The following is a 23,369-nucleotide window of genomic DNA, read 5'->3' as shown; positions in this document are numbered from 1 at the left end:
AAGTGGCGGGGAGCATCAGGCGATCGCTGCCTGGGGGAAGCCGGACTCCGGCGCCGATCGGGTGGCCGAGGCGGTCTCGGCCCGGACGGAGAAGCGGGAGATGACGAGGAAGGGAACCAGCAGGGCAAAGGTCATCCCGGCAAGGACCATGCCCATCCCGGCATAGCCGATCGCGGCCGAGAGGGAAGTGCCGAAGACGGGGGCGAAGGAGGAGCCGATAAGGTAGACGCCGAGCAGCGGCGCCGACCACTGCCCCGAGGCGTCCAGTGCGGCGGCGACAGCGATGATGTAGACGAACGCGGCCGCGTAGAGCGTGTTCCAGGCGATGATGACCACCAGGTACCAGCCCGGGTCGGTCACAGCCCCGGCGAGAAGTTTGAGCAGGCCGCCAGCCATCAGGGCGACCGCCAGGGGGATGGTGCGTCCCAGGCGCCGCCCGAAGTAGCTCACGACGGCTGTGGCGAGCAAACCCCCCAAGGTGGACAGGCTGAGCGCAAGTCCCATGCCGGTTTCATCGAGACCGGCCTGCTCGGCCCCCATGGTGCCCGCGACGGCCCACAGGGAATCTTCGCTCAGGGCCCACAAGGCGAAGCAGATCAACAGCCCGATCCCGGCCCGTGTCGTAGTGCGTGCGGGCTTTGCGGCAGGGGCCGACGAGGACGCAGCAGAGGCGTACGTTGCCGTGGGCACAGGACGGTCCGGGAGCCACCCTGTTGTGAGCAGGGCCGCCAAGGCCAGGCCCGCGAGCAGCCCGAAGGCGCTGCCCATTCCGGCTCCCAGCGCCGGGATCGCGAACAGGACGACCGACACGATCGCGCGGTTAGTGAACCCGTTGATGCCCGAGGCGCGGTCCGGATTACGCAGGGCCCCCAAGGCCGCGCCACCGGAGGAGACAGCCCCGCCCGCACCCAAGCCGCCCAGCACGAGTCCTGCGACGACCACCGGCACGGAGGGGACGAACGCGGCGGCTCCGAAACCAAGAGCCGCAAGGGCAAGGCCGGCGCGGGCGACGGCGTACCGCCCGCCGTGGGCGGACCAGCGGGAGGTCACCAGGCAGGAGGCAGCGCAGGCCAACAGGGAGGCCGTCATCAGGGTGCCCGCTTCGGTGACGGACAATCCCAACTCCCCGGTCAGGGCAACGATCATGACCGGAACCAGGTTGGCGGTCATGAAACCCACCACGCTGATCCCAAAGACAGAGATGGCGCGCTTCGCCGTCAGGGGCACGCGGCCGGAACCCCCCGGCTCCACAATGTTTTCAGGCATGGCTACCTCCGGGGGATGGGCTGGATGGGAATGCCGTTACTAAATGAAGGGCATTCATTTAGTGTGACGCATCTCCCGGTCGGGCACAAGAGGTTAGTGAAAGGCTTTCAGTAAATCTTATGTAATCGCCTGGGCATGTATGCCGGCGACGAGCAGTTCGAGGCCGAACACGAAGGCCGCTTCGGCCCGCTCCTCCACGGACCCGGAATTTGCGACCGCGCGATGCAGCGCGGGGAATTGACCCTCGGGCGGGGACCAGGCGACCTCCGGAGCGGTCAGGTCAAGGGCCGCACCCAGGGCAAGGTAGTCAATCGTGGCAATCGCCGGGCCGATCTGGCCCTGCTCAAGGCCGGCACTCTCGAGCGTGACGGCAATTTCCTCGTAGAAGCCCACGACGCCGAGATCTTGGACCGTTTGCGTGATCAGCAGGGGTACGAGCCGAGGGTGAGCGGCGAATCTGTCACGGTAGGCGCGCACGAGGGCGCGCAGGGCATCCGCCCAAGAGAGATTCTCAATCCGTGGCGGAACCTGGACGGCGAAAAGCCGGCCCCGCATCAGCTCAATGATGTGCTCACGGTTGTCGATGTGGTGATACAGGGCGGACTGGCTGACGCCGAGTCGGCGCGCCATCTTGGGGAAGCTGAAGTCCCCCGCCTCATCTACGAGCGTCATCGCCGCGGTGACGATCGCATCGACGGACAGCATCGGTGAGTGGGGACGAGGCAACAGAGACTCCTTGGATAGTGGAACTCCGTTGAATCTACTCAATAAGTCTCGAATGCATCTGCTCGGACTGGTCGAGACATCGAACAACCGACGTGGTGCGAATCCATCAGGGTTGGAGTCTGACCACTCGACGGCCACCCCCAACCGTAGTGGCCCGGTTGATCGGACTCCTCCTGACGTGGCAAGAACCAGGGAAGGAATCCCTAACGGGCCAAGGCGAAATCCCCCGGGCGCCGCGATCGGGTCCTCGCCTGCTTCCGCACAGCTGGGTCGAACCACGCACGGCGGCTACCGTGACATTTCGGCGTCGACGACCATGCCGTCCACGCCCGCACTGCTGCACCAGCCGGCCGCGGTAAGGTCCGGCGGGGATCTGGATGCCCTACCCGGCCGCGGCGAAGATCCCGGTGATGTCCGGCTCGTCGGGGTGAACCGGCGGACGGAGCTGAGTTGGGCGGTGATCCTGCGGTGCTGCCAGGTCAGGCCGTCGTCGTCCGAGAAACTGGGGTCACAGTGCTGGACGTTGTCATCGGGCTCCAGCACGGCCGCTGCTTCGAAGAATCCGGCGTGCGTTCCGGCGGCGTGGAACATCAAGATAGGGCCGGTGTCCACGTCCGCCAGGAGGCTCGGATCGCCGTAGTCGTTGAGGGCGGGGACACGCCTGTGTAGGCGGGCGCATGTCTGGCAGAGTATGACCATGCTCACAGTTATTGGCGAGGGCCTTGTTGACGTTGTCCAGCGCGCCTCCGGAACCGAAGCCCACGTGGGCGGCAGTCCCCTTAATGTCGCGGTGGGCCTGGCCCGCCTTGACCATCCCGTGCAGTTCGTCGGCCGTTACGGCCGCGACGCCTACGGGGATTCGGTGGCGGCGCACCTGCGCTCCAGCTCCGTCATGCTGCCGCTGGGCCCCGATGAGCTGCCTACCAGCGTGGCCACCGCCGTGATTGACGACGACGGCGCCGCTACCTACGCTTTCGACCTCACCTGGGAGCTTCCCGGCCTGGCGGACCGCCTCGCCTTTATGCTGCAGGGAACCACCCTGCTGCACACCGGCTCCATCGCCACAATGCTGGCGCCGGGCGCCGCGGCGGTGCTCGCCGCCGTCGAGCACGCCCACCCCGCCGCGACGATCAGTTTCGATCCCAACTGCCGGCCCAGCATCATTACCGACGTGGATTATGCGCGGCGGCAGGCGGAGAAATTTGTCACTCTCGCGGACGTGGTCAAGGCCTCGGACGAGGACCTGGAGTGGCTGTACCCGGGTGTCGATGTGCTGGAATCAGCGCGCCGATGGCTGTCGCTGGGCGGCTCTGAGGGGCCGGCCCTGGTGGTGGTCACGCGGGGCGCCGCCGGTCCGTGGGGCATCACGGCCGCGGGTGAAGCTGCGATTGACGCGCCTCGCGTGGACGTGGCCGACACTGTGGGCGCCGGTGATTCCTTTATGGCCGCGCTGCTCTCCGGGATCGTGGACCGGGGCCTGGACGGTGCGCAGAACCGGAAGGACCTGCGCGAGCTTCCGGCCGAGGGCCTGGCTGAACTCCTGGCCCACGCTGCCCGCGCTGCGGCCGTCACTGTTTCCCGCCCGGGCGCCAACCCGCCCACGCGCGCGGAGCTGAACGCGGTTCCGGCGGAGTAAGGGCTGGGGAGCAGCTCAGCTGCTAGAGGTTGGTAACCTTGCGCCGCCGTCGTTCGGTGCGGCGCAGCTGCAGGATGCGCGCGCCGCCGGCGATCGCCACGAGTATGCCGCCGCCGACCGCGGCGATGAAGAACGCCACACCCTGGGCAAGCCGGCCCTCCCAGCCAAGGAACTTGACCGCGACCATGTCCTGGTTCTGAATAAAGAAAATAATCAGCAGCACCAGCACCGCGAGGCTGACCGCCACGGCACTCCAAATGACTGCGGCGCGGGTGACGCGTGGGGAAGCAGTCTTCCTGGGAGGCACAGGGGCAGGCTCGGTGCGCTGAACCGTGGGCTGGGACTCCGGAGCGGGCGGTACGACGACGGGCGGCAGCTGTTCTTCTGAGCTCATACCGCCATTGTCCCTCCATGCGGGGCTTTTTAGCGGGATGCCGCGGAATCCCGCCCATCGGCCCGCAATTGGGTTCAGTTCGGGCGGATGAGCGGGTTGCGTGGTGCACTGGGCCGACGGCTCCTGGGGCTATTCCTTGCCGAGCCCGGCCGCTGACGTCTTCTCCCCGGTGACCTCGTTGAGGGCAGTGAGGTCGAAGATGCCGTTGATGTCGGCCTGCTCGGTGGTGCCGGCTTCCACGCCGTCCTTGAGCAGCTTGGGGTAGGTTTCCGGCGAGCGGATCCACGGTGAACACGATGTTCTTCAGGGACCGCTCGATCACGCCGGCCTTGAGTTCGGCGCCTGCCGCTTCCTTGAGGGCAGCGTTGATGACGCTGGCCTTTTCGCCTGCAGCCGCGCTGTTCAGCCAGTCAACAGACTTGGCGTGGCCCTTGAGCAATGCCTTCACGGTGTCCGGGTGCTCGGCGGCGATTCTTGTTCACGATCAGGATGGTGGTGGGGAACTCGCCGGCCTCGCCGGAGAGTGAGCCGTCCCAGAGGTCCTTTTCGTCAACCAGGACCTTGGCGCGTTTTCGGTGGGGTTGATGGCCACGTCGCCGCCACCGTCAACGTTGGTTTTGTAGCCCTGGGCGGCGAGCCAGGCGCGGAGTGCCACATCCTGCGTGCCGCCGAGCTGCGGCGAGGCGAGAGTCTTGCCCTTCAGGTTCGCGGCGGAGTTGATTTCCGGTTTGACCACCAGCTGCGCGCCGCCTGCGGCCGCTCCGGCGATGATGTTCACGGACTCTCCGCCGCTCTTGACGAACGAATTGATGGCCGGGTTCGGGCCGATGTACGTGGCATCGATGGCGCCGGCGTTCAGGGCTTCGATCGCGGCGGGCCCGGCGTTGAAGACCTGCGTGCTGAGCTTGGTATCGCCCAGCTCTTGGCGATGTAGCCCTGGCTGACACCCACCAATGCGGGTGCATGTGTCACGTTGCCGAAATAGCCAAGCTTGAGCTCTGCTGCCGGGTTGCCGGTCGGGGCGGCGGAGGACGCTGCGGAGGTGCCGGCGGCGTTGCCGGAGACGGCCGATGCCACGGCCACGCCGCCGCCGACCAGGGCTAGAATGCCGGCCACGATGCCGATCTTCAGGCCGAGCGGACGCTTCGGAGCGGAAGTCTGGCCGGCCACGATGCGGGTGGCCGCCGGTTGGTTCTGCGGAGGAGTTGTCACGGTATCTCCTTTGCTTGCGGAGATGTTGAAGATGAGATTACGGACGGCCCCCACGCCCCACAACGGCGCCGGACACGGACGTTCACGCAGCGACGCGCAGGCTCAACAGAACGTAGCCCGGCGTCAAAAAACGTCGCCGGGCGACTCCACCGGACCAGCCGCCAGGGAGGAAGCTTCACGGCCCGGGAAGCCCCATGTCCCACGTAGACTGGCAGGATGCGGCTGGTAGCAAGTGATATTGACGGAACGATTCTTGGGCACGACGGAAAGATCAGCGACCGCACCGTCCGTGCCTTCCACGCGTGCCGGGACGCCGGCATCGAGCTCGTTTTTGTCACCGGCCGCCCGCCGCGCTGGCTCCACCCGCTGGAGGAACAGCTGGGCCACACCGGCACGGTCATCTGTTCCAACGGCGCCGTGGTGTGGGACCTCGAAGCGGACCGGCTGGTTTCCGCCCGGACGCTGGGCATGGATGCTGTGCTGGAACTGCGGCGGATCATCAAGGACCTGCGCCCCGCCGCGCTCTTCGCCGCGGAAACGCTGACCGGATTCCACCTTGAGCCGGGTTTCATCGAGAACGGTACCAGCGAGCTGCTGGCCGAATTTACCCCCGCCCCGCTAGCCGAAACGCTCACCCCGGACGACGCCGTCGTGAAGTTCCTGGCGATTGTCAGGGATGGCACCGCGGACGACTTCCTGGCAGCCGTGCGGCCCGCCGTCGCCCATCTCGCGTCCGCGACCCACTCTGCGCCGACCGTGGCGATGCTGGAACTGTCCCTCCCCGGCGTCAACAAAGCCGTCACCCTGGCCGAATACGCAAAAGCGCTATCCATTGACGCTGCCGACGTCGTGGCGTTCGGGGACATGCCCAACGACGTCGAGATGCTGCGTTGGGCGGGCCACGGGTATGCCATGGCCAGTGGCCATCCGGAAGCCATCAGCGCTGCCGGGCAGAAGGCGCCACACTTTGACGACGACGGCGTGGCCCAGGTCCTCGAGGCCAGGCTCGCGGCGCTGGGGGTAGAGCTGTCCTGATCCCGGCTCCCTGGCCAGGAATTCACAGCTTCCGCTCACCTTCCGTTCACGTTTGCCACCTACCGTGGGCTACGGATACACATCCGCAGCTAAGGGGGAAGTCATGGCAAGGAACGGCAACCAACGCGCGGCCGAAGCGCCGCTGCGCCCGGCAGAGCCGGTTGCGCTCTGGAAGGCACTGAAAGAGGGCGACCGCGTGCGCGTCCGCCTCGCCCGGGGATACGAAACCGGCGGGTTTGTGGATGCCATCACCTGGGACCACACCGCTGTGTGGGTGGACCTCGACAACGGCCATGGCCGCACGCTGCTGCACTGCAGTGACGGCGTGGAGATTGTGCCGCAGGACGCATAGCCCAGCGGCTCCGGTACGCTCACAAACGTGACTGAGCCGTTTTTTGATGCTTCCGGCGGTGCTGCCCGTCCCCCGCGTCCCATCGCCATGGCCCACCGCGGATTCTCCCGGGAGGGGCTGGAGAACTCGATGGCCGCGTTCCGGGCCGCCGCCGAACTTGGCTATCAGTACCTCGAAACGGATGTGCACACCACCTCCGACGGCGTGCTGCTGCTTTTCCACGACGAGACCCTGGACCGGGTCACCGACAGCCGTGGCCGGATTTCCGAGCTGACCGCCGTCGAGGTTTCCACCGCGCGGATCGGCGGGCTCGAGCCTGTGCCTCTGTTCGATGAACTGCTGACGGCCTTCCCGGCTGCCCGGCTGAACCTGGACGTCAAAGACTGGAACTCCGTGCAAAGCCTGGCCGCCGGCATCGAACGGCACGGCGCGCATGACCGGGTCCTCGTGGCCAGTTTTTCAGACCGCCGACGCCGGGCGGTGCTGAAGCTGCTGAGCCGTCCGGTGGCGTCGTCGGCAGGGATGGTGACGAACGCGCTGTTTGTCCTGCTGGGACCGGTGCTTCCCGCTGCCTGGCTGCGTTTTGTGTTGCGGGGCCCGTTGCGGGATGTCCAGGCGCTGCAGGTTCCGGTCCGGTACGGGGCGATCCGGGTGGTGACGCCGGCCTATGTCCGGCGGGCTCACACTCTGGGCCTGGTGGTCCATGTGTGGACCATCAACCACCCCGCCGAGATGCACCGGTTGCTTGACCTGGGCGTGGACGGGATCGTGACGGACCGTGCGGATCTGCTGAAGCAGGTCCTGCAGGAGCGCGGCGAGTGGCCCGGCAGCTGACCCGGATCTATTTGGCGCGTGCGGTCGGCCGCGTCCAAATCCCGTGGACGGGTCTTCGTCACCCTCGCCGGGATCGGCACGTAATTCGTCCGGGTCGCCCTGGGGCAAACCGCCGGGGGGTCGGGAACGTCACTCGGGACATCCGAAGCGCCCGCCGCTGACTCCGATGGCGAAGTCCGGGTATCCGACTCAGGTTCACCCGGGATGGTGGATACCGGTCCGGCGGCGGGGCCGGGCTACAGGGAGCCTGCCGGAACACTACCGTTCCAGAATTATCAGCATGCTTACAATTAGTCCAGAGCCCGGGGCGGATCCCAGGCCGATTCACGGAAAGGAAGAGTCGCCATGAGCAGCTATCATCCTGAAAATGATCCAGCGAACCCTGACCAGCCAGGATCCGATCAGGCAGAGTCGGATCGGTCGCCGAAAGAGCCACACCGGTCAGGAAAAGACTCTGCAGCGTCAGCCAATCCTGACCCCGCAGAAGGAAACATCACCGGTCTGGAGCCGGGCGGGGGCGTGCCTCCGGGCGAAACGCCGCCCGCCGAGGATCAGATGAGCGGCGACCAGGGCCACAGCGAATAGCCCGCCGTCATCCCGTGGCTGCGAGCAGGGCTTAGTGCCGGTCAGTGCCGCCGGGACCGTGGGTGGCGTGATCCGCTGCGGCGGTGAGGTGACGGAGCCCATCGGGGTCGAGCGGCGTATTCCACGCCGCCCAGTCCTTCGGCCGCACTGAGGGCCGGCCCAGCAGGTAGCCCTGGCCAGCGCTGAAACCCAACTCCGTCAGAACCTTCAGTTCCTCGGTGGTTTCAACCCCTTCGGCCACCAGGACACTGCCGATCTGCTCCGCGAAGTCCACCAGGCACGCGGCCAGGGCGTGCTGGGAGGTATCTGTGTCCACGCCGCTGATCACGTTCCTGCCCAGCTTGATGAAGTCAGGCCGCAGATGGAGCATCCGGCTCAGGGCGCCCGCGCTGGGGTGTGAATCATCGATTGCAATGCGCAGCCCGCGTTCCCGGAGCGGCGTAATTGCGGAAATGAAATGCGAGTATTCCTCGTCCGGAATTTCGTCCGTCAATTCGAGCACAATGCGGTCTATTGGCAGCTCGATGTGGTCAAACAATTCGGGCAACCGGGGATCCAGGCATGATGTGGGGGAGATGTTCAGGGAGACATAGAGGTGCGCGGGGAGTTTCGCGGCAGCTACGGCTGCGGACGCGAGGGCTGAAAATTCCAGGTTGGCGCCCAGGCCAACGGCGGCCGCCTCGGCGAACCACAGTTCCGCGCTGGCGCCGTCGTCGCTGACAAAGCGCGATAACGCCTCCACGCCCACAACGCCTTTGGATTCGAGGCCGTAGATCGGCTGGAACGCGGTCATCAGCATCTGGTTTTCCAGCAGCGCGCTGATCCGCGACAGGCTGCGCAGGGAATCCAGCCGCTCGGCCAGCTGTGGCGGCATGGCGCTGAGAGGCTGCGGGAAGCGGGCAATATCCGGAGTGTCGGCGGCTGCGCCGTCCTGTTGCCGGCGTTCCAGAAGATATTCCAGCAGGGCCCGTTCCGGCATACCGGGATTTTCCCCCAAGCGGTCGCTAAGGCGCTGACGTATTGCAGCCCCGGCAGGATCGGAATCCGCCAATACCGCAGCAATAACTCCCCAAGCTTGTACCCGAACCGTCATTAGCAACGCCCCCAGTTGACGAAGTAATGGCTCCTTGGCCCCTTTTGCAAATTTCCAGATGCCTTCGGAATGCGCCACTCCTGATTAATGCCGATCTTCCTAGCCTAGAAAATCGGATACTGCCACTTGATCGTATATCGGGATGATCCAAAAGCGCAGCCCTTAATCGATCAACCTCTATTACTCTTGGATGATGTTTCGGCCAGCAGCGCAGGAATCTGTTCCGGCGGGACGGGCTTGCTGAAGAAATAGCCCTGTGCGCTGAGGCACCCGAGGTTCCTGAGGTGCTCGACCTGTTCCGCTGTTTCCACGCCTTCCCATACGGCTTCGAGCCCGCAGGCGCGCACCAGCTGCAGGACTGCAGCCACCAGTGCCGGCTGGCTGGGGTCTGTGCCCAGGCCCTCGATCAGGGAACGGTCCACTTTGACCCGGTCCACCGGGAGCCGGCGCAGGTAGCTGATGGAGGAATATCCGGTACCGAAGTCGTCGATCTCGATTCCGACGCCCAGTCCGCGCAGCCCGCCCAGGGAATACCGGTCCAGTTCGTTGCCCCTGACGATGGCCGCTTCCGTCAGCTCCAGGACAACCTGCTCGGGACGGACGCCCGTCTGCTTGAGCACGGCGCGGACGTCCTCGATGAACTGCAGGCTCTGCAGATCCGTTGCGGAGATGTTGATCCGGACGGAAAACCGGCTGTCCACCAGTTCGGCATCAATCCAGCGGCGTAGCTGTCCTACAGCCGTGCTGAGCACCCACAGGCCCAGCTCGGAGATCAACCCGGCATCTTCTGCCAGTGGGATGAACTCGTCGGGCATGATCCGGCCGCGGGTGGGGTGGTCCCAGCGGACCAGGGCTTCCACCCCTTCGATGCGCCCGGTGCCCAGTTCAACCACGGGCTGGTAGTGCAGCACCAGACCCTCGCCCTTGATGGCGGCCCGGAGGTCCTCCAGCAGCTGGCTGCGGAGCCTGCGGACCAGCAGGAGACCGGGTTCAAAGACGTGCAGCCGGTTCTGGCCCTCGGCTTTGGAGGCATACATGGCCACATCGGCCTCCATCAGCAGGTCCTCGGCCCTCCGCCCGGCCGCCCCGACGCTGAGTCCTAGGCTGGCCCCGCAGCGGACGGTCCGGTCCGGCAGGCCTATGGGTTCCTTGATGGCTGCCAGGATGCGCTGGCCTACGACGTCGGCCTGGTCGGCGCCCGTGGCCGGCATAACGATGGCAAACTCGTCCCCGCCCAGCCGGGCAACAACGTCGCTGGTCCGGACGGCGCTGCGGATGCGGTGCGCCACGGTGATCAGTACCTGATCGCCGGCGGTGTGGCCGAGGGTGTCGTTGATGGATTTGAAGGCGTCAAGGTCAAGCAGGAGGATAACGGGCTGGCTGCGGGCATCGCCGTCGTGGTCTTGGGCGGACCTCAGCGCGGCCAGAAGCGCCGAGCGGTTGGCGAGGCCGGTGAGGGGATCCTGCATGGCCATCTTCTGCATTTCGCGGTGGGCTTCGTGCAGCAGTTGCGTGCGGACCTCAACACGCTGCTCAAGCTCCTCGTAAATGATCTGGAGGTCCTCGGCCAGGAGGTTGGTGCCCATGATGATGGCGTCGAGCTCGTCCCGGGCCGGCGAAACTTCTATCCGCGACTGGAGGTCTCCGGAGGCGAGCCGGACGATGCCATCGAGCAGCTGGGAGAGCCTGGGGTCACCGTCAGCGAACATCTGGTGCCTCCTTTCCGGGTCAGGTCTCCTGGGACGCGTGGGCTCCAAGGGGGAGGTTCACGGTGACAGTGGTGCCAACACCCAGCTCCGAGGTTACGTCAATGCGGCCGCCGTGGCGTTGGACGATGTCCTGCGTGATGGCGAGCCCAAGTCCGGTACCCGGAACCGCCCCGGACATCGCGTTCGAGGCGCGGTAAAAGCGAGTGAAGATGTGGGCAATCTCGTCACTGGAGATCCCCATTCCGGTGTCCGAGACGCTGACCGTCGCCCAGCGGGTGCCGTCTGCATCTGCCCGCGTCAGACTGACGACGTCGATCTGTCCTCCGCCGGGGGTGAACTTGATGGCATTGGAGACCAGATTCGTGAAAACCTGCTGCAGCTGCACTTCATCTGCAAGGATTTCCATATCGTCCGAGGCCATTGCCATGGCAATGGCGACGTTCTGTACTTTTGCGAGCGGCCTCAGCGCAGCGGTGACGATCTCGAGCGTCCGCGCCAGCCGGACAGGGGTCAGGTGCAGCGGACTTTGCTCATGCCCGTTGCGGGAGACGCTCAGCATGTCTTCGATCAGCAACCGCAGCCGTTCGGTGTTCCTGACTACGATGTCCAACATCTGGTGGACCTCGCTGGACACCGGATCGGCGGTATTCTCCTGGATCATGTCCAGGTAAGCCATGATCGATGTCAGCGGCGTTCGCAGCTCATGGTTGACGGTGGCCAGGAAGTCGGTCTTGGCTTTGTCCAGCTGCTGGAGTTGCTTGACCACCTGCTGCTGGCTGGTGATCAGGTGGCTTTGGATCAGGCCGTGGGCGGTATTGCCGGCCACATGCTGGATCAGTGCCAGCTCAGCCCGCGACCATTCCCGGGGGGAGTCCAGGAGGGCGATCCAGATAATTCCCAGTGACGAGCTGCCGTCCCCCATCGGGACGGCCACGGATGCGGCGGCGCGCAGTTTCGCGAGTTCGGCCGGCAGCCGGACGTCGCCGGCGCCGAGTGGCGCGAACGCTCCGTCCGCCGTCAGGGCCTCAGCCCGCGCCCACAGAACGTCAGCCGCCCTGCGTACCGGGCCTTCGTCCGTGAACAATCCTTCAGGTAGCGGAGCCAGGTCGGGCCGGTGCCACTGGGCGGTGATGGGTGCCACCCTGTCGTCGTCGAACGTGGTCAGCCAGACCCGGTCCGCGCCGAAAGTCTCACCGAACCCCCTGACCACAAAGTCGGCGATCTGTTGCGGATGGTTGGTTCCGCGGACCGCCGCGGATACCTGCCGTAGCCTTTCACGTAACGTCTCCGCTTCCTGCCGCGCTTCATTCCGGCGCGAGACCAGGTTGATCAGGGCTGTGGCGCGGTGGACGAGTTCCTTGGCAGTAGGCGGTTTGGAGATGCTGTCCCGTACGCCGGCGTGCTCCACCGCCTTGACTTCGGCAGGGCTGTCGAGATCAACGAGGACCAACACAGGGGCGGTCGCGTCGACGTCGGAGAGTGAACTGTCCAGGACCAGGACGGAGGGCTCGCGCTGGTCCAGAACGGCCGACAGACTGGTGGCATTGTCCACAGCGCCGACCGTGAAGCCCGCCGCCTCAAGTGCCGCCGTCGTGAATTCCCGGCGTCCGGCGTCGGGGTCCGCAACGACAGCCAGGTATGGCACGGTTGCGAAATGTGGTGTGTCCGCTGGCAACCTGCCCCCTTCGCTCCTGAGTGAGCACCCGTTTGCTCCTGACTCAGTACATTGTAGGGTGACGGAGCATGCCTGTTCCTATAAAAATGCGGAGAGGTTAATCGTGACGAGTCAGCCTGCAGAAGCAGCCAAAGCGGACCTGACGCTGGATGAACAGGGTGTTATCCGGCTGAAGTGGCCGCGGGGTGTGTCCATCGCGGAATCCGATGCCGAGGCCGCCATGCAGAACGTGAACGACCTGTGCGGTTCCCTCCGCCATCCAATGCTGGTGGATATGGCCACCACGGCCCAGGTCAGCCGGGGAGCCCGTGCCGTTTTTGGCCGCCCCTGCCAGGCCTCCCGCATTGCGCTGCTGGGGGCGTCTCCGGTTGATAGAGTACTGGCCAACTTCATCCTGGGCATCAACAAACTGCCGTGCCCCACCCGGTTCTTTACGTCCCGTGACGACGCCATGGCCTGGCTGCTGAAGGAACCCGGGGCCCCAGCCTGAAGGGACCCGCCCGGCCAAACCGCCGCGGCGCGTTTGGGGTCCTATATTTGTACGATGTCCTCCCCAGCGAAACCCGTGCTCTCCGCCTTGCGGAAGTACCTGATCCTGCCCAAACTGATCAGGCTGTCCTGGTCTGCTCCGAAGAACAGGACCGTGGCCTGGGACAGGTATTGGGCCGCGATCGCCAGGACGGGCGCCCGGAGTGACGTGCTGTGGGATTCCGGCACGGACCACGAGCTGCTGGGCTATCGGGACGTCCTGCAGCGGTACTTCGATCCCAGCCTTCCCGTGGTGGATGTGGGATGCGGGCATGGCGCATTCAGCCGCGCTCTGACGGCGTTTTCGCCGCAGGTCCTGGGCGTTGACGTGTCTGCGCACGCGGTGGCCCGCGCCCGCGACGAATCGGCAGGCGTTGAGGGTGTCAGCTACCTGGCGCGTGACATGACTCAGCCAGGGGCAGGCACGGGACTCGTGGGATCCACGGACGCTAACGTCTTTGTCCGCGGCGTGCTGCACGTCCTGGCCCCGACCGATCAGGCCGCGCTGATGGAAAATCTGAGGCAGCTCGTGGGCGCCCGCGGCACAGTCTTCCTGGCGGAGACGAACTTCCAGGGCAACCAGGTGGAGTACGTCGCGCACCTGGGGGCGTCGCCCCGGAGCATCCCTGCCCCGTTGGAGCTGGCAATCCGTAAGCTGCCCATGCCGGGCCGCTTCGGACCGGAAGAGCTCGCCCGCGTGATGCCAAAGGACCGGTGGGCGCTCGTGGAAGACGGGGTCGCAACCATCGAGACCAACCCGCTGATGGACGCCGCGGGAAGCAGCAGGGTGCCGGGCTACTTTGCAGTGCTCAAGCCCGAAGATCCCCCCGCCAGCCGGTAGGGGGCGTCCTGAGGTGTCCGCATGCCGGATCGGGCAAGCGCTTTCCTGGATATGGCTGGCATGATGGACGGCATGCGCATTCTCATCGCTCCGGACAAGTTCAAGGGCTCGCTCACCGCCGCGGAGGCCGCCGCCGCCATCGCTGAAGGTGCGCTGCGCGTCTACCCGGACGCTGTCGCCAACCAGTTTCCGATCGCCGACGGCGGTGAGGGAACCCTGGAGGCTGCCGTTTCAGCCGGCTACGAGGAGCGACTCAACGCCGTTGTGGGTCCCATTCTTGCCCCCGTGGGAGCCGCCTGGGCCATCCGGAAGAACACCGACGGCGGTGCTACCGCCGTCATCGAGACAGCGCAGGCCTCCGGCCTGGCTGAGATGGAACCCACCCCCGCTAACGCCCTGCGGGCGCACAGTTACGGCTGCGGGCAGCTGATCGCCGCGGCGCTCGACGCCGGCGCCACCGAGATTGTGCTGGGCCTTGGCGGATCGGCCATGACCGACGGCGGCAGCGGCGCCGTGCGCGCGCTGGGCCTCAAGCCGCTGGACGCCGCCGGAAACGTTGTCCCGCTGGGCGGCGGATCACTCGCCGACGTTGCAGCCCTCGATACCTCCGGACTGGATCCCCGCCTGTCCACCGTCTCGTTCAGGATCGCCGTGGACGTCCAGAACCCGTTGTATGGCGCCACAGGCGCGGCGCACGTCTTCGGCGCCCAGAAGGGTGCCGACGACGAGGCAACGGAACAGCTCGACGCCGGTCTCCGCAACTGGGCGTCCGTACTCCGGGAGGCCACTGGCCGGGACGTTAACATCCCGGGAGCCGGGGCGGCGGGTGGCTTCCCGGCGTCGTTCCTTGCCTTCACCAACGCCCGGCTGGAAGGCGGGTTCGCGCTGGTTGCGGGACTCACGGGCCTCTCGGGTCAACTGGACAACGCAGACCTGGTGATCACCGGTGAGGGCTCCATGGACTCGCAGTCACTGACCGGCAAGGCCCCCATCGCGCTCGCCGACGCAGCCCGGGAACGCGGGATCCCGGTGATCGTGGTGGCGGGGCGGATCCTGGTCACGCCCGAGGACCTGGCCGGGCATGGCGTGGTAGCCGCGGCGCAGCTGCTGGATGTTGCGGCCAGCCCGGAAGACGCCGTCGCCAACGCCGCAAAATATCTGACCTGGGCCACCAGCCAGGTTCTGGAAGGCGCCTGAAGCCAGGGCCCGGAGGTGCAGGCTGAACGACGCGACACCAAACAGCAGCAGCAGGACTACGGGCAGGGAGCGTTACATGGCCATCTGCAGGAACTTGGATTCCCAGTTTTCAAACGTGGCTTCGACAAAATCGCCGGTGGACAGGTACTCCAGAACCGTGACTCCCGGCTGCCCATGGGCCACCTGATCCTCGCTGTAAACCGCAGCCCCGGAGAGGGTCATGCCGCCGAAAAACGCCAGGAACAGTCCGGCGTTGGCGAGCAAAAGCCCGTGTTCCTTGGCCCACGTGCGCATGTGCACTCCTTCGATCGGATCCCTGCTTGGTGGCCTGGTGGGTGGCTACCGTTCCGCTGCGCGCCTGTTGAGCCGCAGCGGGACGTAGATCAGCAGGACCAGGAGGACCGCCAGTAGGATTCCGCCGGCGGTCAGGCCGGCGGTTCGGCCGGCCGTTACGTCAAAGACCAGGGCGGCTGTCCCCACACTGAGCATCCCCACGCCGGCCAGGGCGATTTTGGTAATGCTGTCTGCGCTGGAGACCAGGGTTTCCTTGAGCCGTTGGCGGAAGAGCCTGCGGTGGACGCTGACGGGAAGCAGGATAAAGGCGGTGGTCAGCGTCGCGATGACCACGTTGACGAGATAGAGGACCACCTGGAAATCGTCCAGGTCCTCGAACCGCTGCTGGAAGGGCAGCGTCAGGAGGAAGCCGGCAAGGATCTGGACCCCGGTCTGCAGCACCCTGAGTTCCTGCAGCAGCTCGGCCCAGTTCCGGTCAAGCTGTTCTTCCCGGGTTTCATTCCGGCCGGTGCTTCCGGTGAAGTCCTCAACATCCGACATTGGTTTCCTCGCTTCCGGGGCATAGCAGCGTGCTCCAAAACTAGGCCCAAGTTGCGCCCAGGGCAACGTTTGATAAGTTTACTGATTATTCGCTCCGTGCGGTGGACTTGCTCCTCCGGGCGGGATAGTTTCGAAGAGCCGGTGCAGGCAGAAGCCCTTCCAAACCCGATTCAATGAAGAGGTGGACTATGAGCGACACGCAGAAACGGACAGGCCCGCCCACAGACCCCCGGGACGGCTATCACTCCGGGCCCTTCCCGAAGCAGGAACAGAAACAGCCGGGACTCACCGCGCCCATGGATCCCAAGCCGGACCACGGCGAACTCAGCTACGAAGGGCGCGGTGCGCTGCAGAGTAAGGCGGCGCTCATCACCGGCGGAGACTCCGGAATCGGCAAGGCGGCAGCCATCGCCTTCGCCCGCGAGGGTGCCGACGTTGCAATTTCCTACCTTCCGGAAGAAGAGGAGGACGCCCAGGACACCGCCGACTGGATCCGCAAAGCGGGCCGGCGTGCGCTGCTGTTGGCCGGAGACGGACGGGAAGAGGACTTCAGCACCCGAATCGTCGCAGATGCCGTGGCTGAATTTGGCGGTCTGGATGTGGTGGTGCTTAACGCCGCCTACCAGAAGAACCGCGAGAGTTTCGAGTCCCTCCCTACCGAGGAATTCGACCGCGTGTTCAAGACCAATCTCTATTCCCTGCTCTGGACCGCCCGAGCCGCGGTCCCGCACCTCAAGGCTGGCTCCTCGATCATCACTACGGCCTCCGTCCAGGCCTTCAACCCGTCCCCGGGGCTGATTGACTACGCCATGACCAAGGCGGCGCAGGTTGCCTTCACCAAGGCGCTGGCCCAGGAACTGGGACCGAAGGGGATCCGCGTCAACGCGGTGGCCCCGGGCCCCATCTGGACCCCGCTGATCCCCGCCACGGAATGGCCGGACAAGCTGCCCACCTTCGGGCAGGACACGCCGTTGCAGCGCGCGGGTCAGCCGGCGGAGCTCGCCGCGGCTTATGTGCTGCTGGCGTCCGACCAGGGATCCTACATCTCCGGAGCAGTGCTGCCGGTGACCGGCGGCAAGGGCCTGTAGCGAAGTTTGCACGTCAGATTCACATCCACAACAGGAGGAACCATGAGTCAGGACAACCAGCACACGGAACCAGACGAGGAAGTGGGCGGCTACGGCACGCCGACGGCGGAACAGGAGACGGGCGGAGCGGAGACCAAGCAGTTCGCCCAGCCCCGCGAGGAAGAGGATTTTGATGCCGCCGGCCTGAACCAGGACAGCCCTGACGGCGAAACGTTTGTCACGGGCACTCCCAATCTCAGCCACTTCGATGAGGAAGACAAGGACAGCGCCGGCGAACCGGGTGCCGGCCGCTTCGGCGGCACCGATGACCAGCATCACGCCGAAAGTGACACCAACGATCCGGGCTTCGAACCGGGCGAACCGCCGATTCCGCGCGACGCCGACGTGCCCTCCGCCGAGGCGGAGATCAACGAGGCCAACGACGATTCGCAGGGCTCGGAACCCTTCTCGTCGGAATCCGGACAGGATGCTGCCGGCCTGCCGGACGGCAGCGGAACCGACCGCCCCAAGGACAAGTCACCGAAGGACGACGACGAGAAAAGTTTCGACGCCGGGTAAGCACTGTTCTGTTCGCGGGCTGCGGTTTTTGTGTGGCTGGACACCGCCCGCGGACCGGTCACCGGACGTATCCTAGAAATAGGTTTTGCAGTGGGCCACGCGTTTCGAACCTAGGCGTGGAACATGGCCGCGGAGACACCGGGGGAGCCGGGCTGGGAATCGCTTCCCGACCCCCAAGATGTGGTGATCGACAGCACGGATGTTGAAGATTTCCTTGCTGCGGTCACCCGCGAGTTCATGCGCGACATCGACGGCGATTCCCGCGGTATCAGCTGGGCTGTAACCTTCTTCCGCCACGGATCGGCCCGGACCGCCGCCGCCGGGACGTCCGCAGCCCGCGCCGCGGACGAAGAACAGTGCTCGTTTGCGGACGGACCTGTGCTGGAAGCCGTGCGCGCGAGTGATTTTGTGCACCTGGCCGACGTCGCCCGCGACCGGCGGTGGCCGGGCTATGCCAGTGCTGCCGCGGACCACGGCGTCAGGTCGTTGCTGTCCATGCCGATTGTGGCCGCTGCCGGATGGAGTGCCGCACTGAGCCTGTACGCGTCCACTCCCCATGCCTTCACCAGCGAGGACATCATCAGGACGCGCCGGTATGCGCGGCAGGTGGCCCGGTCGCTGCGGATGGTGGTGCGTGTGGCGGAGCGGGCCGAAGCCGGCGCGCAACTGGCGGTAGCCCAAAGCTCCATGGTACTCATGGACCTGGCAGTCAGCACCCTCAAGTCCGAGTACGGGCTCGGCCATGAGGCCGCCCTGCAGTACCTCCGGACCGTTGCACGGCACACGCGCCAGGGGCTTCGCGAGACGGCCCTGAATATTGTGGCTGCCTCGCGCCCGGACCCGGCAGGACCCGGCCAGGAAAATGCCGTCTTCCGGGGTCTCGCTGACATTGAAATACGCGCACTCCGCCAGGGACCTCACAAAACAGGGAGTCCGGCATGAACGTCTGGAAGCAGGACATTGCAGCCAAGAAGGCCGCTGTGGAACTGGCGCCCCACCCGTGGCACCGGCTGGTTGCGTTGGGCGACTCCTTCACTGAGGGCATCGGTGACCCCGAGCCGCGCAGCGAGGGTGGTCTGCGCGGCTGGGCGGACCGCGTGGCCGAGGAACTCAGTGCGAACCAGCCTGATTTCGCCTACGCCAACCTTGCTGTCCGGGGCCTGCTGGTACAGCAGATCTTCGACCAGCAGCTTGCACCGGCGCTGGCCCTGAAGCCCGACCTGGTGACGCTTTCCGCTGGCGGCAACGATATTGTTTTCCGGCGCAGCGATCCTGACCGGCTCGCCGAAAAGATCGACGACGGCGTGGAGCAGCTGGCCCGGTCCGGCGCCACCGTGGTCCTCTTTGCCGGGCCGGACTGGGGTGCGACGCCGGTCTTCAGCCAGATCCGCGGCAAAGTGGCCATCTTCAACGAGAACCTGCACGCGGTGGCCGCCCGCCACGACGCGGTCATGGTTGACCTGTGGTTCCTGCGCGAACTGTCGAACGCGGGCATGTGGGATCCGGACCGGCTGCACTTCTCACCGCTGGGGCACCACACCATCGCCGCGGCCGTGCTGAAGGCCCTGGGTGTCCCGCACACACTGGAGCCGTGGGACCCTAAGCCCCCGCTGCCCCACAGCTGGAAGGAAGCCAGGACCGAGGACCTCATCTGGGCACGGGAATATCTCGTTCCGTGGGTGATCCGGCAATTGAGGCACCCGCCAGAAGCGGATTTGACCGCCAAGCGTCCCGACCCGCGGCCGGTTTTCGGCATCGGAACCCCGCCCGGCCCATTCATCGGCGGCGGTCACGCAGCCTGACGCAACAGCTTGACGCGCCTGCGGACGGGTCAGCGCTTCTTCGGTGCGCGTTTCGCTGCTGCGTTAGCGGCGGCCGTGACGGCGGGCGGCAGGCCCGCCTTGCTCCGTTTCCGGTTCAGCCACCGAGCTGCGGGCCTTCGCGATGGCTTTCATGCCGTGGTAGATCACCAGGGCGGCGGCTGAGCCGAGGGCGATGCCGGTGAACGTCAGTTCCCCGATGGTCCAGGTGTAGTCGGCGATGCCGATGATCAGCGCGACGGCGGCGGTGGTCAGGTTCACCGGGTTGGAGAAGTTCACCTTGTTCTGCACCCAGATCTTGACGCCCAGGATACCGATCATGCCGTAGAGCATGGTGGCGGCACCGCCCAGCACGCCTGACGGGACCGTGGCAATCAGTTCGCCGAATTTCGGCGAGAAGCTCAGCACAATGGCGAAGATGCCGGCAACCCAATACGCCGCGGTCGAATACACTTTCGTGGCCGCCATAACGCCGATGTTCTCCGCGTAGGTGGTGGTGCCGGAGCCGCCACCCAGGCCGGCGAGGACAGTAGCGGCGCCGTCCGCCATCAGCGCGCGGCCGGAGACGCCGTCGAGGTTCTGGCCGGTCATGGCCGCCACGGACTTTACGTGCCCGATGTTCTCGGCAACCAGGACCAGCACCACGGGGACAAAGAGACCCAGCACGCCCACATGGAACTCGGGGGTCTGGAAGTGCGGCAGGCCGATCCAGGCGGCGGCCTCCATTTTTTCGTAGCTCACTTCGCCGCGCAGCATGGCCACGAGATAGCCCACCACCACGCCCACCAGGATGCTGAGCCGGCCGACGATTCCGCGGAAAAGAACGCTCACCAGGATGATGGTGGCCAGCGTGATGACGGCGGTGACGGGGGCGGCGTCGAAGTTCATTTTCGCCGCGGGGGCAAGGTTCAGGCCGATCAGCGCCACGATGGCGCCCGTGACGATGGGCGGCATCAGCCGGTTGATCCAGCCCGCGCCGAACTTCTGCACGATCGCACCGATCAGGGCCAGTGCGACGCCGGCGAGCACCACTCCGCCCAGCGCGCCCGGCACGCCGAACTGCTGCTGGGACGCCATGATGGGCGCGATGAACGCGAAGCTGGAGCCGAGGTAGCTGGGCACCCGCCCCTTGGTGATGACCAGGAACAGCAGTGTGCCGATGCCGGAGAAGAACAGGGTGGTGGCCGGCGGCATCCCGGTGATGATGGGAACCAGGAAGGTGGCTCCGAACATGGCCACGACGTGCTGCATGCCCACGCCGATGGTCAGGGGCCAGGCCAGCCGCTCATCCGGAGCGACCACGTGGCCGGGCTTAATCGATTTGCCGGTGCCGTGGAGCTTCCATTTCATTCCGAGCATGCTCATGGTCGGGGCCTTTCAAGGGGGTTGCCGCTGGGGCTGGGATCTTCCGGTGCAACAATACCGCGCGGCCAGCCCGGGTTTAGCAGCTGCTGTCGAGTGCCTTCCTCGCGATCCTCAGTACTTCCCAGGCCAGCTCGTTACTCGGCACGTACGGTGTGAGGTTCAGCTGGTCAGGAGGATATGCAAGGGTAATGGTGAGCTGACGGCTGCTGTCTGGGGTTGTCAGGACCATGGTTCCGTATCCCGCCGTATCGCCGGCATGGCTGTAGTAGAAGCCGCCCTCGCAGGCGTCGCCCCACCGCTCGAGGCCAAGACCGTAGCCCCTTCGGCGCCAGCAGCATTTCTTTGACGGTGGCCGGCTTCAGGAGCCGTCCGTCCATCAGGGCAGCGTAGACGTATTGATGTCACCAACAGTTGCAACCAAGCCACCCGCGGTGTCGCCGATGAGCCCGCCCAGGTACCCCATGTCCCGCAGCGCACCCCAGGCCGACCGGCTGCGCCAGGAGCTCGGGGCACAGATATGGGCGGAGGAGATCGGCATCGTCCCGGTGTCCTCCTTCACCATCACCAAGCTTGCGTGGCTCGCCGACAACCATCCCGAGCTGGCCGACCGCGTCCGCAAAGTCCTGCTTCCGCACGACTGGCTGATCTGGCAGATCCTGGAGCGCAGAACTACCCGACCACCGACCGCAGTGACGCGTCGGGAACGGGCTATTACTCTGTTCGCAACGACATCTATCGGCACGACCTCGTGGAGTGGGCGTTCGGCAGATCCCCCGACCTGCCACCGTGATCGAACCCTCTGCCACTGCAGGTGCAACAGCGACAGGAACCCTGGTGGCTGCAGGGTGCGGAGACAACGCGGGAGCAGCACTGGGTTTAACCCATAAACCGGGTGAAGTGGCGGCATCGATTGGAACCAGCGGGACCGTCTTCACATCCACGGAACGACGAATCAGCGATCCTACCGGCACCATTGCCGGCTTTGCTGACGCCTCGCTGAGGTCGATCTCGGGGACAGGCTGGAGGGTGGGGGTGGCCTTGTCCATGTAGTCGAGCAGGAATTGGGTGAACAGCGGGTCCTGGCAGACTTCGTGAGCGTAGCGGTAGCCGAAATAGCACAAGCCCTGGTGGCTGGCGTTGAGGAGGCGCAGCTTCATCACGGTGAAGGGGGCCAGCCCGCGTTTCCGACGGCGGGAGAGTGCTTCGATGACGAGACCGAAGGTCGTCCGCGGAGCGGCTCCCGGCTGGAAATCATGGAGCACCGGGTACCGGACAGCCGTCCAACGGCGTCATAGCTGTAGCTCAGGGTGGTGCCGCGCCCGTTGGTGGCCGTGGCCGGCCTGCCCCAGGTGTCGTAGGTGAACGTCCGGGAAGCGAGCGAGGACCCGGTGACCGGGGTCAGGGTCGTCAGCTGGTGGCTGTAGTCGTACCCGTACTGGGTCTTGTTGGTCCCGTTGCCCGGCGCCAGGGCGGCGGCAACGGTGCCGTCGGTGTTGTAGCTCAGGGCCGCGGCCGCGGCGAGGCATCGGTGGACGTCAGCATGTTCCCGGCCCCGTTGTAGGTGTACAGGGACTGGTTGCCGGCATCATCGGTGCTGGACGTGGCCAGGTACTTTGTGTTCGCCGCGGTGTTCCCGTATGCCCCCTGCCCGGCGGCCCCGCCAGGGGCCTGGGACGCGGTGATGGACTCCCCCGTGTTGGCCCCGAAGGTGTTTGTCGTCGTCTCACCGCAGCTGTTTGGCCGCCATTTGGGCAAAGCAAAGGCCCCTGCTTTCCTTATGAAGGGGGAAGCAGGGACCTAACTACTCGCTTTCCATGGGTATCGCCGCGGACGGGACTGTCTGGAGCAGCTTGGCGGCGGCGCTGATGGCGATCACGGCCGGGGCTTTTCCTGTGATGTCAGGAAGCCCTATCGGGCAGCTGATCTGATCGATAACGGCCAGAAGGTGCCCTTCACCCTTGAGCCTCTGACGAAACCGCGCCCACTTAGCCTTGGAACCGATCAGACCCACTGAGCCTAAATCGTCCCGACGTAGCGCGGCGTCGCACAGCAGAAAGTCCTCGGCATGGTCGTGCGTCATGATGAACACATGAGTACCGGAGGGCAATTCTCCCAGCAATGTATCCGGAACCGGGCTGTGATGGGAATGGACCTCGGCAGCCCCCTCCATCACATCTGCGAGCCGCTCTGAACTCAGCTGATCGGCTCTGCTGTCCACAAGATGGACGTTTAAGGACAAGCGGGAGAGTATCCTGGCCAGTTCATGTCCAACGTGCCCTGCCCCAAAGATGGCAACAGTGGGGCGGGAAGGAAACGGCTCGAGGAGCACACGGACTACGCCTCCGCAACACTGTTGTCCATGCTCAGTTGCAGCGTGCTCGTTGAGCGAGAAGTCCAGGCTTTCTGGAACAGCAGTGCCGGATGCGATCATGGGACGGGCCCGATCCACCACTGTTGCCTCCAGGTTTCCGCCACCAACGCTGCCCCAGAGGGCCTCGGCGCCGATCAACATCTTCGCTCCGGCCTCCCTAGGGGCGTGCCCACGTACTTCAGTGACGGTTGCCAGAACACCTGGCAGCCCGTCAGAACGCAGCTCCTGCAGCGCTTGTAGCCAGTCCATG

At 65.7% G+C, this 23,369-nt stretch carries 26 protein-coding genes and 3 pseudogenes; 14 read left to right on the top strand and 15 right to left on the bottom strand.

Annotated features, from left to right (window positions below; genetic code table 11):
• Window positions 1-15: 15 nt before the first annotated feature.
• The 3 genes from ACZYZ4_RS09410 to ACZYZ4_RS09400 form a co-directional block, all read right to left on the bottom strand.
• Entirely contained in the window at window positions 16-1,266 is a 1,251-nt protein-coding gene (locus tag ACZYZ4_RS09410) for an MFS transporter (protein WP_463860207.1), read from the bottom strand.
• Window positions 1,267-1,383: 117 nt separating this feature from the next.
• Complete coding sequence (locus tag ACZYZ4_RS09405; protein ID WP_463860205.1) at window positions 1,384-1,992, bottom strand: TetR/AcrR family transcriptional regulator; 609 nt, start codon at window positions 1,990-1,992, stop codon at window positions 1,384-1,386.
• A gap of 288 nt (window positions 1,993-2,280) precedes the next feature.
• Window positions 2,281-2,691 carry a hypothetical protein gene (locus ACZYZ4_RS09400; protein ID WP_463860203.1) on the bottom strand — a complete coding sequence of 137 codons (411 nt, stop codon included), beginning with the start codon at window positions 2,689-2,691 and terminating at the stop codon, window positions 2,281-2,283.
• On the opposite strand from ACZYZ4_RS09400, the gene ACZYZ4_RS09395 reads away from it, so the two are divergent.
• On the top strand, window positions 2,690-3,628 hold the full coding sequence (locus ACZYZ4_RS09395; RefSeq protein WP_463860201.1) for a PfkB family carbohydrate kinase: 939 nt from the start codon (window positions 2,690-2,692) through the stop codon (window positions 3,626-3,628). The two genes, ACZYZ4_RS09400 and ACZYZ4_RS09395, sit on opposite strands and share 2 nt — an antisense overlap.
• 22 nt (window positions 3,629-3,650) lie before the next feature.
• Here ACZYZ4_RS09395 and ACZYZ4_RS09390 read toward each other — a convergent pair whose 3' ends face one another.
• Window positions 3,651-4,022 carry a LapA family protein gene (locus ACZYZ4_RS09390; RefSeq protein WP_463860199.1) on the bottom strand — a complete coding sequence of 124 codons (372 nt, stop codon included), beginning with the start codon at window positions 4,020-4,022 and terminating at the stop codon, window positions 3,651-3,653.
• A 129-nt stretch (window positions 4,023-4,151) separates the two neighbouring features.
• Window positions 4,152-5,234: pseudogene (locus ACZYZ4_RS09385) on the bottom strand (ABC transporter substrate-binding protein).
• A gap of 216 nt (window positions 5,235-5,450) precedes the next feature.
• On the opposite strand from ACZYZ4_RS09385, the gene ACZYZ4_RS09380 reads away from it, so the two are divergent.
• The 4 genes from ACZYZ4_RS09380 (at window position 5,451) to ACZYZ4_RS09365 (ending at window position 8,040) form a co-directional block, all read left to right on the top strand.
• Window positions 5,451-6,269, top strand: coding sequence for an HAD family hydrolase (locus ACZYZ4_RS09380; protein ID WP_463860197.1), 819 nt, complete (start codon window positions 5,451-5,453; stop codon window positions 6,267-6,269).
• 103 nt (window positions 6,270-6,372) lie between these two features.
• Window positions 6,373-6,621: a hypothetical protein gene (locus tag ACZYZ4_RS09375; protein WP_463860195.1), complete on the top strand. Its 249-nt coding sequence runs from the start codon at window positions 6,373-6,375 to the stop codon at window positions 6,619-6,621.
• A gap of 27 nt (window positions 6,622-6,648) precedes the next feature.
• A complete protein-coding gene (locus ACZYZ4_RS09370; protein WP_463860193.1) occupies window positions 6,649-7,455 on the top strand; it encodes a glycerophosphodiester phosphodiesterase family protein in 807 nt (268 codons plus the stop codon).
• 345 nt (window positions 7,456-7,800) lie between these two features.
• Complete coding sequence (locus tag ACZYZ4_RS09365; RefSeq protein WP_463860191.1) at window positions 7,801-8,040, top strand: DUF6480 family protein; 240 nt, start codon at window positions 7,801-7,803, stop codon at window positions 8,038-8,040.
• 31 nt (window positions 8,041-8,071) lie between these two features.
• Here the strand turns inward: ACZYZ4_RS09365 and ACZYZ4_RS09360 are convergent, their stop codons facing one another.
• From ACZYZ4_RS09360 to ACZYZ4_RS09350, 3 genes are all read right to left on the bottom strand, one after another.
• Window positions 8,072-9,019, bottom strand: a complete 948-nt coding sequence (locus ACZYZ4_RS09360) for an EAL domain-containing protein (RefSeq protein WP_463860189.1) — start codon at window positions 9,017-9,019, stop codon at window positions 8,072-8,074.
• Between the two features lie 284 nt (window positions 9,020-9,303).
• A complete protein-coding gene (locus ACZYZ4_RS09355; RefSeq protein WP_463860188.1) occupies window positions 9,304-10,842 on the bottom strand; it encodes a putative bifunctional diguanylate cyclase/phosphodiesterase in 1,539 nt (512 codons plus the stop codon).
• A 19-nt stretch (window positions 10,843-10,861) separates the two neighbouring features.
• Window positions 10,862-12,487, bottom strand: coding sequence for an ATP-binding protein (locus tag ACZYZ4_RS09350; protein ID WP_463860186.1), 1,626 nt, complete (start codon window positions 12,485-12,487; stop codon window positions 10,862-10,864).
• Between the two features lie 133 nt (window positions 12,488-12,620).
• Here ACZYZ4_RS09350 and ACZYZ4_RS09345 point away from each other — a divergent pair, with 133 nt between their 5' ends.
• The 3 genes from ACZYZ4_RS09345 (at window position 12,621) to ACZYZ4_RS09335 (ending at window position 15,083) form a co-directional block, all read left to right on the top strand.
• Window positions 12,621-13,007 carry a DUF7793 family protein gene (locus tag ACZYZ4_RS09345; protein ID WP_463860184.1) on the top strand — a complete coding sequence of 129 codons (387 nt, stop codon included), beginning with the start codon at window positions 12,621-12,623 and terminating at the stop codon, window positions 13,005-13,007.
• Between the two features lie 54 nt (window positions 13,008-13,061).
• Window positions 13,062-13,886 carry a class I SAM-dependent methyltransferase gene (locus ACZYZ4_RS09340; RefSeq protein WP_463860182.1) on the top strand — a complete coding sequence of 275 codons (825 nt, stop codon included), beginning with the start codon at window positions 13,062-13,064 and terminating at the stop codon, window positions 13,884-13,886.
• Window positions 13,887-13,958: 72 nt separating this feature from the next.
• On the top strand, window positions 13,959-15,083 hold the full coding sequence (locus ACZYZ4_RS09335; RefSeq protein ID WP_463860246.1) for a glycerate kinase: 1,125 nt from the start codon (window positions 13,959-13,961) through the stop codon (window positions 15,081-15,083).
• 72 nt (window positions 15,084-15,155) lie between these two features.
• Here ACZYZ4_RS09335 and ACZYZ4_RS09330 read toward each other — a convergent pair whose 3' ends face one another.
• Together ACZYZ4_RS09330 and ACZYZ4_RS09325 are read right to left on the bottom strand one after the other, a co-directional pair.
• Complete coding sequence (locus ACZYZ4_RS09330; protein WP_463860180.1) at window positions 15,156-15,377, bottom strand: DUF6766 family protein; 222 nt, start codon at window positions 15,375-15,377, stop codon at window positions 15,156-15,158.
• 45 nt (window positions 15,378-15,422) lie between these two features.
• A complete protein-coding gene (locus ACZYZ4_RS09325) occupies window positions 15,423-15,917 on the bottom strand; it encodes a DUF6328 family protein (RefSeq protein ID WP_463860178.1) in 495 nt (164 codons plus the stop codon).
• A gap of 188 nt (window positions 15,918-16,105) precedes the next feature.
• Between ACZYZ4_RS09325 and ACZYZ4_RS09320 the strand changes: the two genes are divergently transcribed.
• From ACZYZ4_RS09320 to ACZYZ4_RS09305, 4 genes are all read left to right on the top strand, one after another.
• Window positions 16,106-17,005 (top strand): SDR family oxidoreductase, encoded by a 900-nt coding sequence (locus tag ACZYZ4_RS09320; RefSeq protein WP_463860176.1) that lies wholly within the window; start codon window positions 16,106-16,108, stop codon window positions 17,003-17,005.
• Between the two features lie 42 nt (window positions 17,006-17,047).
• The gene (locus ACZYZ4_RS09315) at window positions 17,048-17,563 is read left to right on the top strand and encodes a hypothetical protein (protein WP_463860175.1); all 516 of its coding nucleotides are present in this window, start codon (window positions 17,048-17,050) and stop codon (window positions 17,561-17,563) included.
• Between the two features lie 123 nt (window positions 17,564-17,686).
• Window positions 17,687-18,505, top strand: coding sequence for a GAF domain-containing protein (locus ACZYZ4_RS09310; RefSeq protein ID WP_463860174.1), 819 nt, complete (start codon window positions 17,687-17,689; stop codon window positions 18,503-18,505).
• Window positions 18,502-19,365 (top strand): SGNH/GDSL hydrolase family protein, encoded by an 864-nt coding sequence (locus ACZYZ4_RS09305; protein ID WP_463860172.1) that lies wholly within the window; start codon window positions 18,502-18,504, stop codon window positions 19,363-19,365. The genes ACZYZ4_RS09310 and ACZYZ4_RS09305 overlap by 4 nt, the downstream gene beginning before the upstream one ends.
• Window positions 19,366-19,394: 29 nt before the next feature.
• Here the strand turns inward: ACZYZ4_RS09305 and ACZYZ4_RS09300 are convergent.
• Window positions 19,395-20,748, bottom strand: a pseudogene (locus ACZYZ4_RS09300) (uracil-xanthine permease family protein).
• A gap of 376 nt (window positions 20,749-21,124) precedes the next feature.
• The gene (locus ACZYZ4_RS09295; RefSeq protein ID WP_463860252.1) at window positions 21,125-21,286 is read right to left on the bottom strand and encodes a hypothetical protein; all 162 of its coding nucleotides are present in this window, start codon (window positions 21,284-21,286) and stop codon (window positions 21,125-21,127) included.
• On the opposite strand from ACZYZ4_RS09295, the gene ACZYZ4_RS09290 reads away from it, so the two are divergent.
• The gene (locus ACZYZ4_RS09290) at window positions 21,210-21,635 is read left to right on the top strand and encodes an FGGY family carbohydrate kinase (protein ID WP_463860171.1); all 426 of its coding nucleotides are present in this window, start codon (window positions 21,210-21,212) and stop codon (window positions 21,633-21,635) included. The two genes, ACZYZ4_RS09295 and ACZYZ4_RS09290, sit on opposite strands and share 77 nt — an antisense overlap.
• 10 nt (window positions 21,636-21,645) lie before the next feature.
• Entirely contained in the window at window positions 21,646-21,798 is a 153-nt protein-coding gene (locus ACZYZ4_RS09285; protein ID WP_463860169.1) for a hypothetical protein, read from the top strand.
• Here ACZYZ4_RS09285 and ACZYZ4_RS09280 read toward each other — a convergent pair.
• From ACZYZ4_RS09280 to xdhC, 3 genes and pseudogenes are all read right to left on the bottom strand, one after another.
• Window positions 21,747-21,917, bottom strand: a pseudogene (locus ACZYZ4_RS09280) (mannitol dehydrogenase family protein); the annotation flags it as partial. The gene ACZYZ4_RS09285 and the pseudogene ACZYZ4_RS09280 overlap by 52 nt on opposite strands.
• A 331-nt stretch (window positions 21,918-22,248) precedes the next feature.
• On the bottom strand, window positions 22,249-22,503 hold the full coding sequence (locus ACZYZ4_RS09275) for a hypothetical protein (protein ID WP_181577303.1): 255 nt from the start codon (window positions 22,501-22,503) through the stop codon (window positions 22,249-22,251).
• 46 nt (window positions 22,504-22,549) lie between these two features.
• Window positions 22,550-23,368 (bottom strand): xanthine dehydrogenase accessory protein XdhC, encoded by an 819-nt coding sequence (gene xdhC, locus ACZYZ4_RS09270; RefSeq protein WP_463860167.1) that lies wholly within the window; start codon window positions 23,366-23,368, stop codon window positions 22,550-22,552.
• Window position 23,369 lies beyond the last annotated feature (1 nt).

It is taken from the genome of Pseudarthrobacter adonitolis, assembly GCF_055412845.1.
The sequence above is the reverse complement of the archived record's forward strand: the minus strand, read 5'-3'. Positions and strand labels throughout refer to the sequence as shown.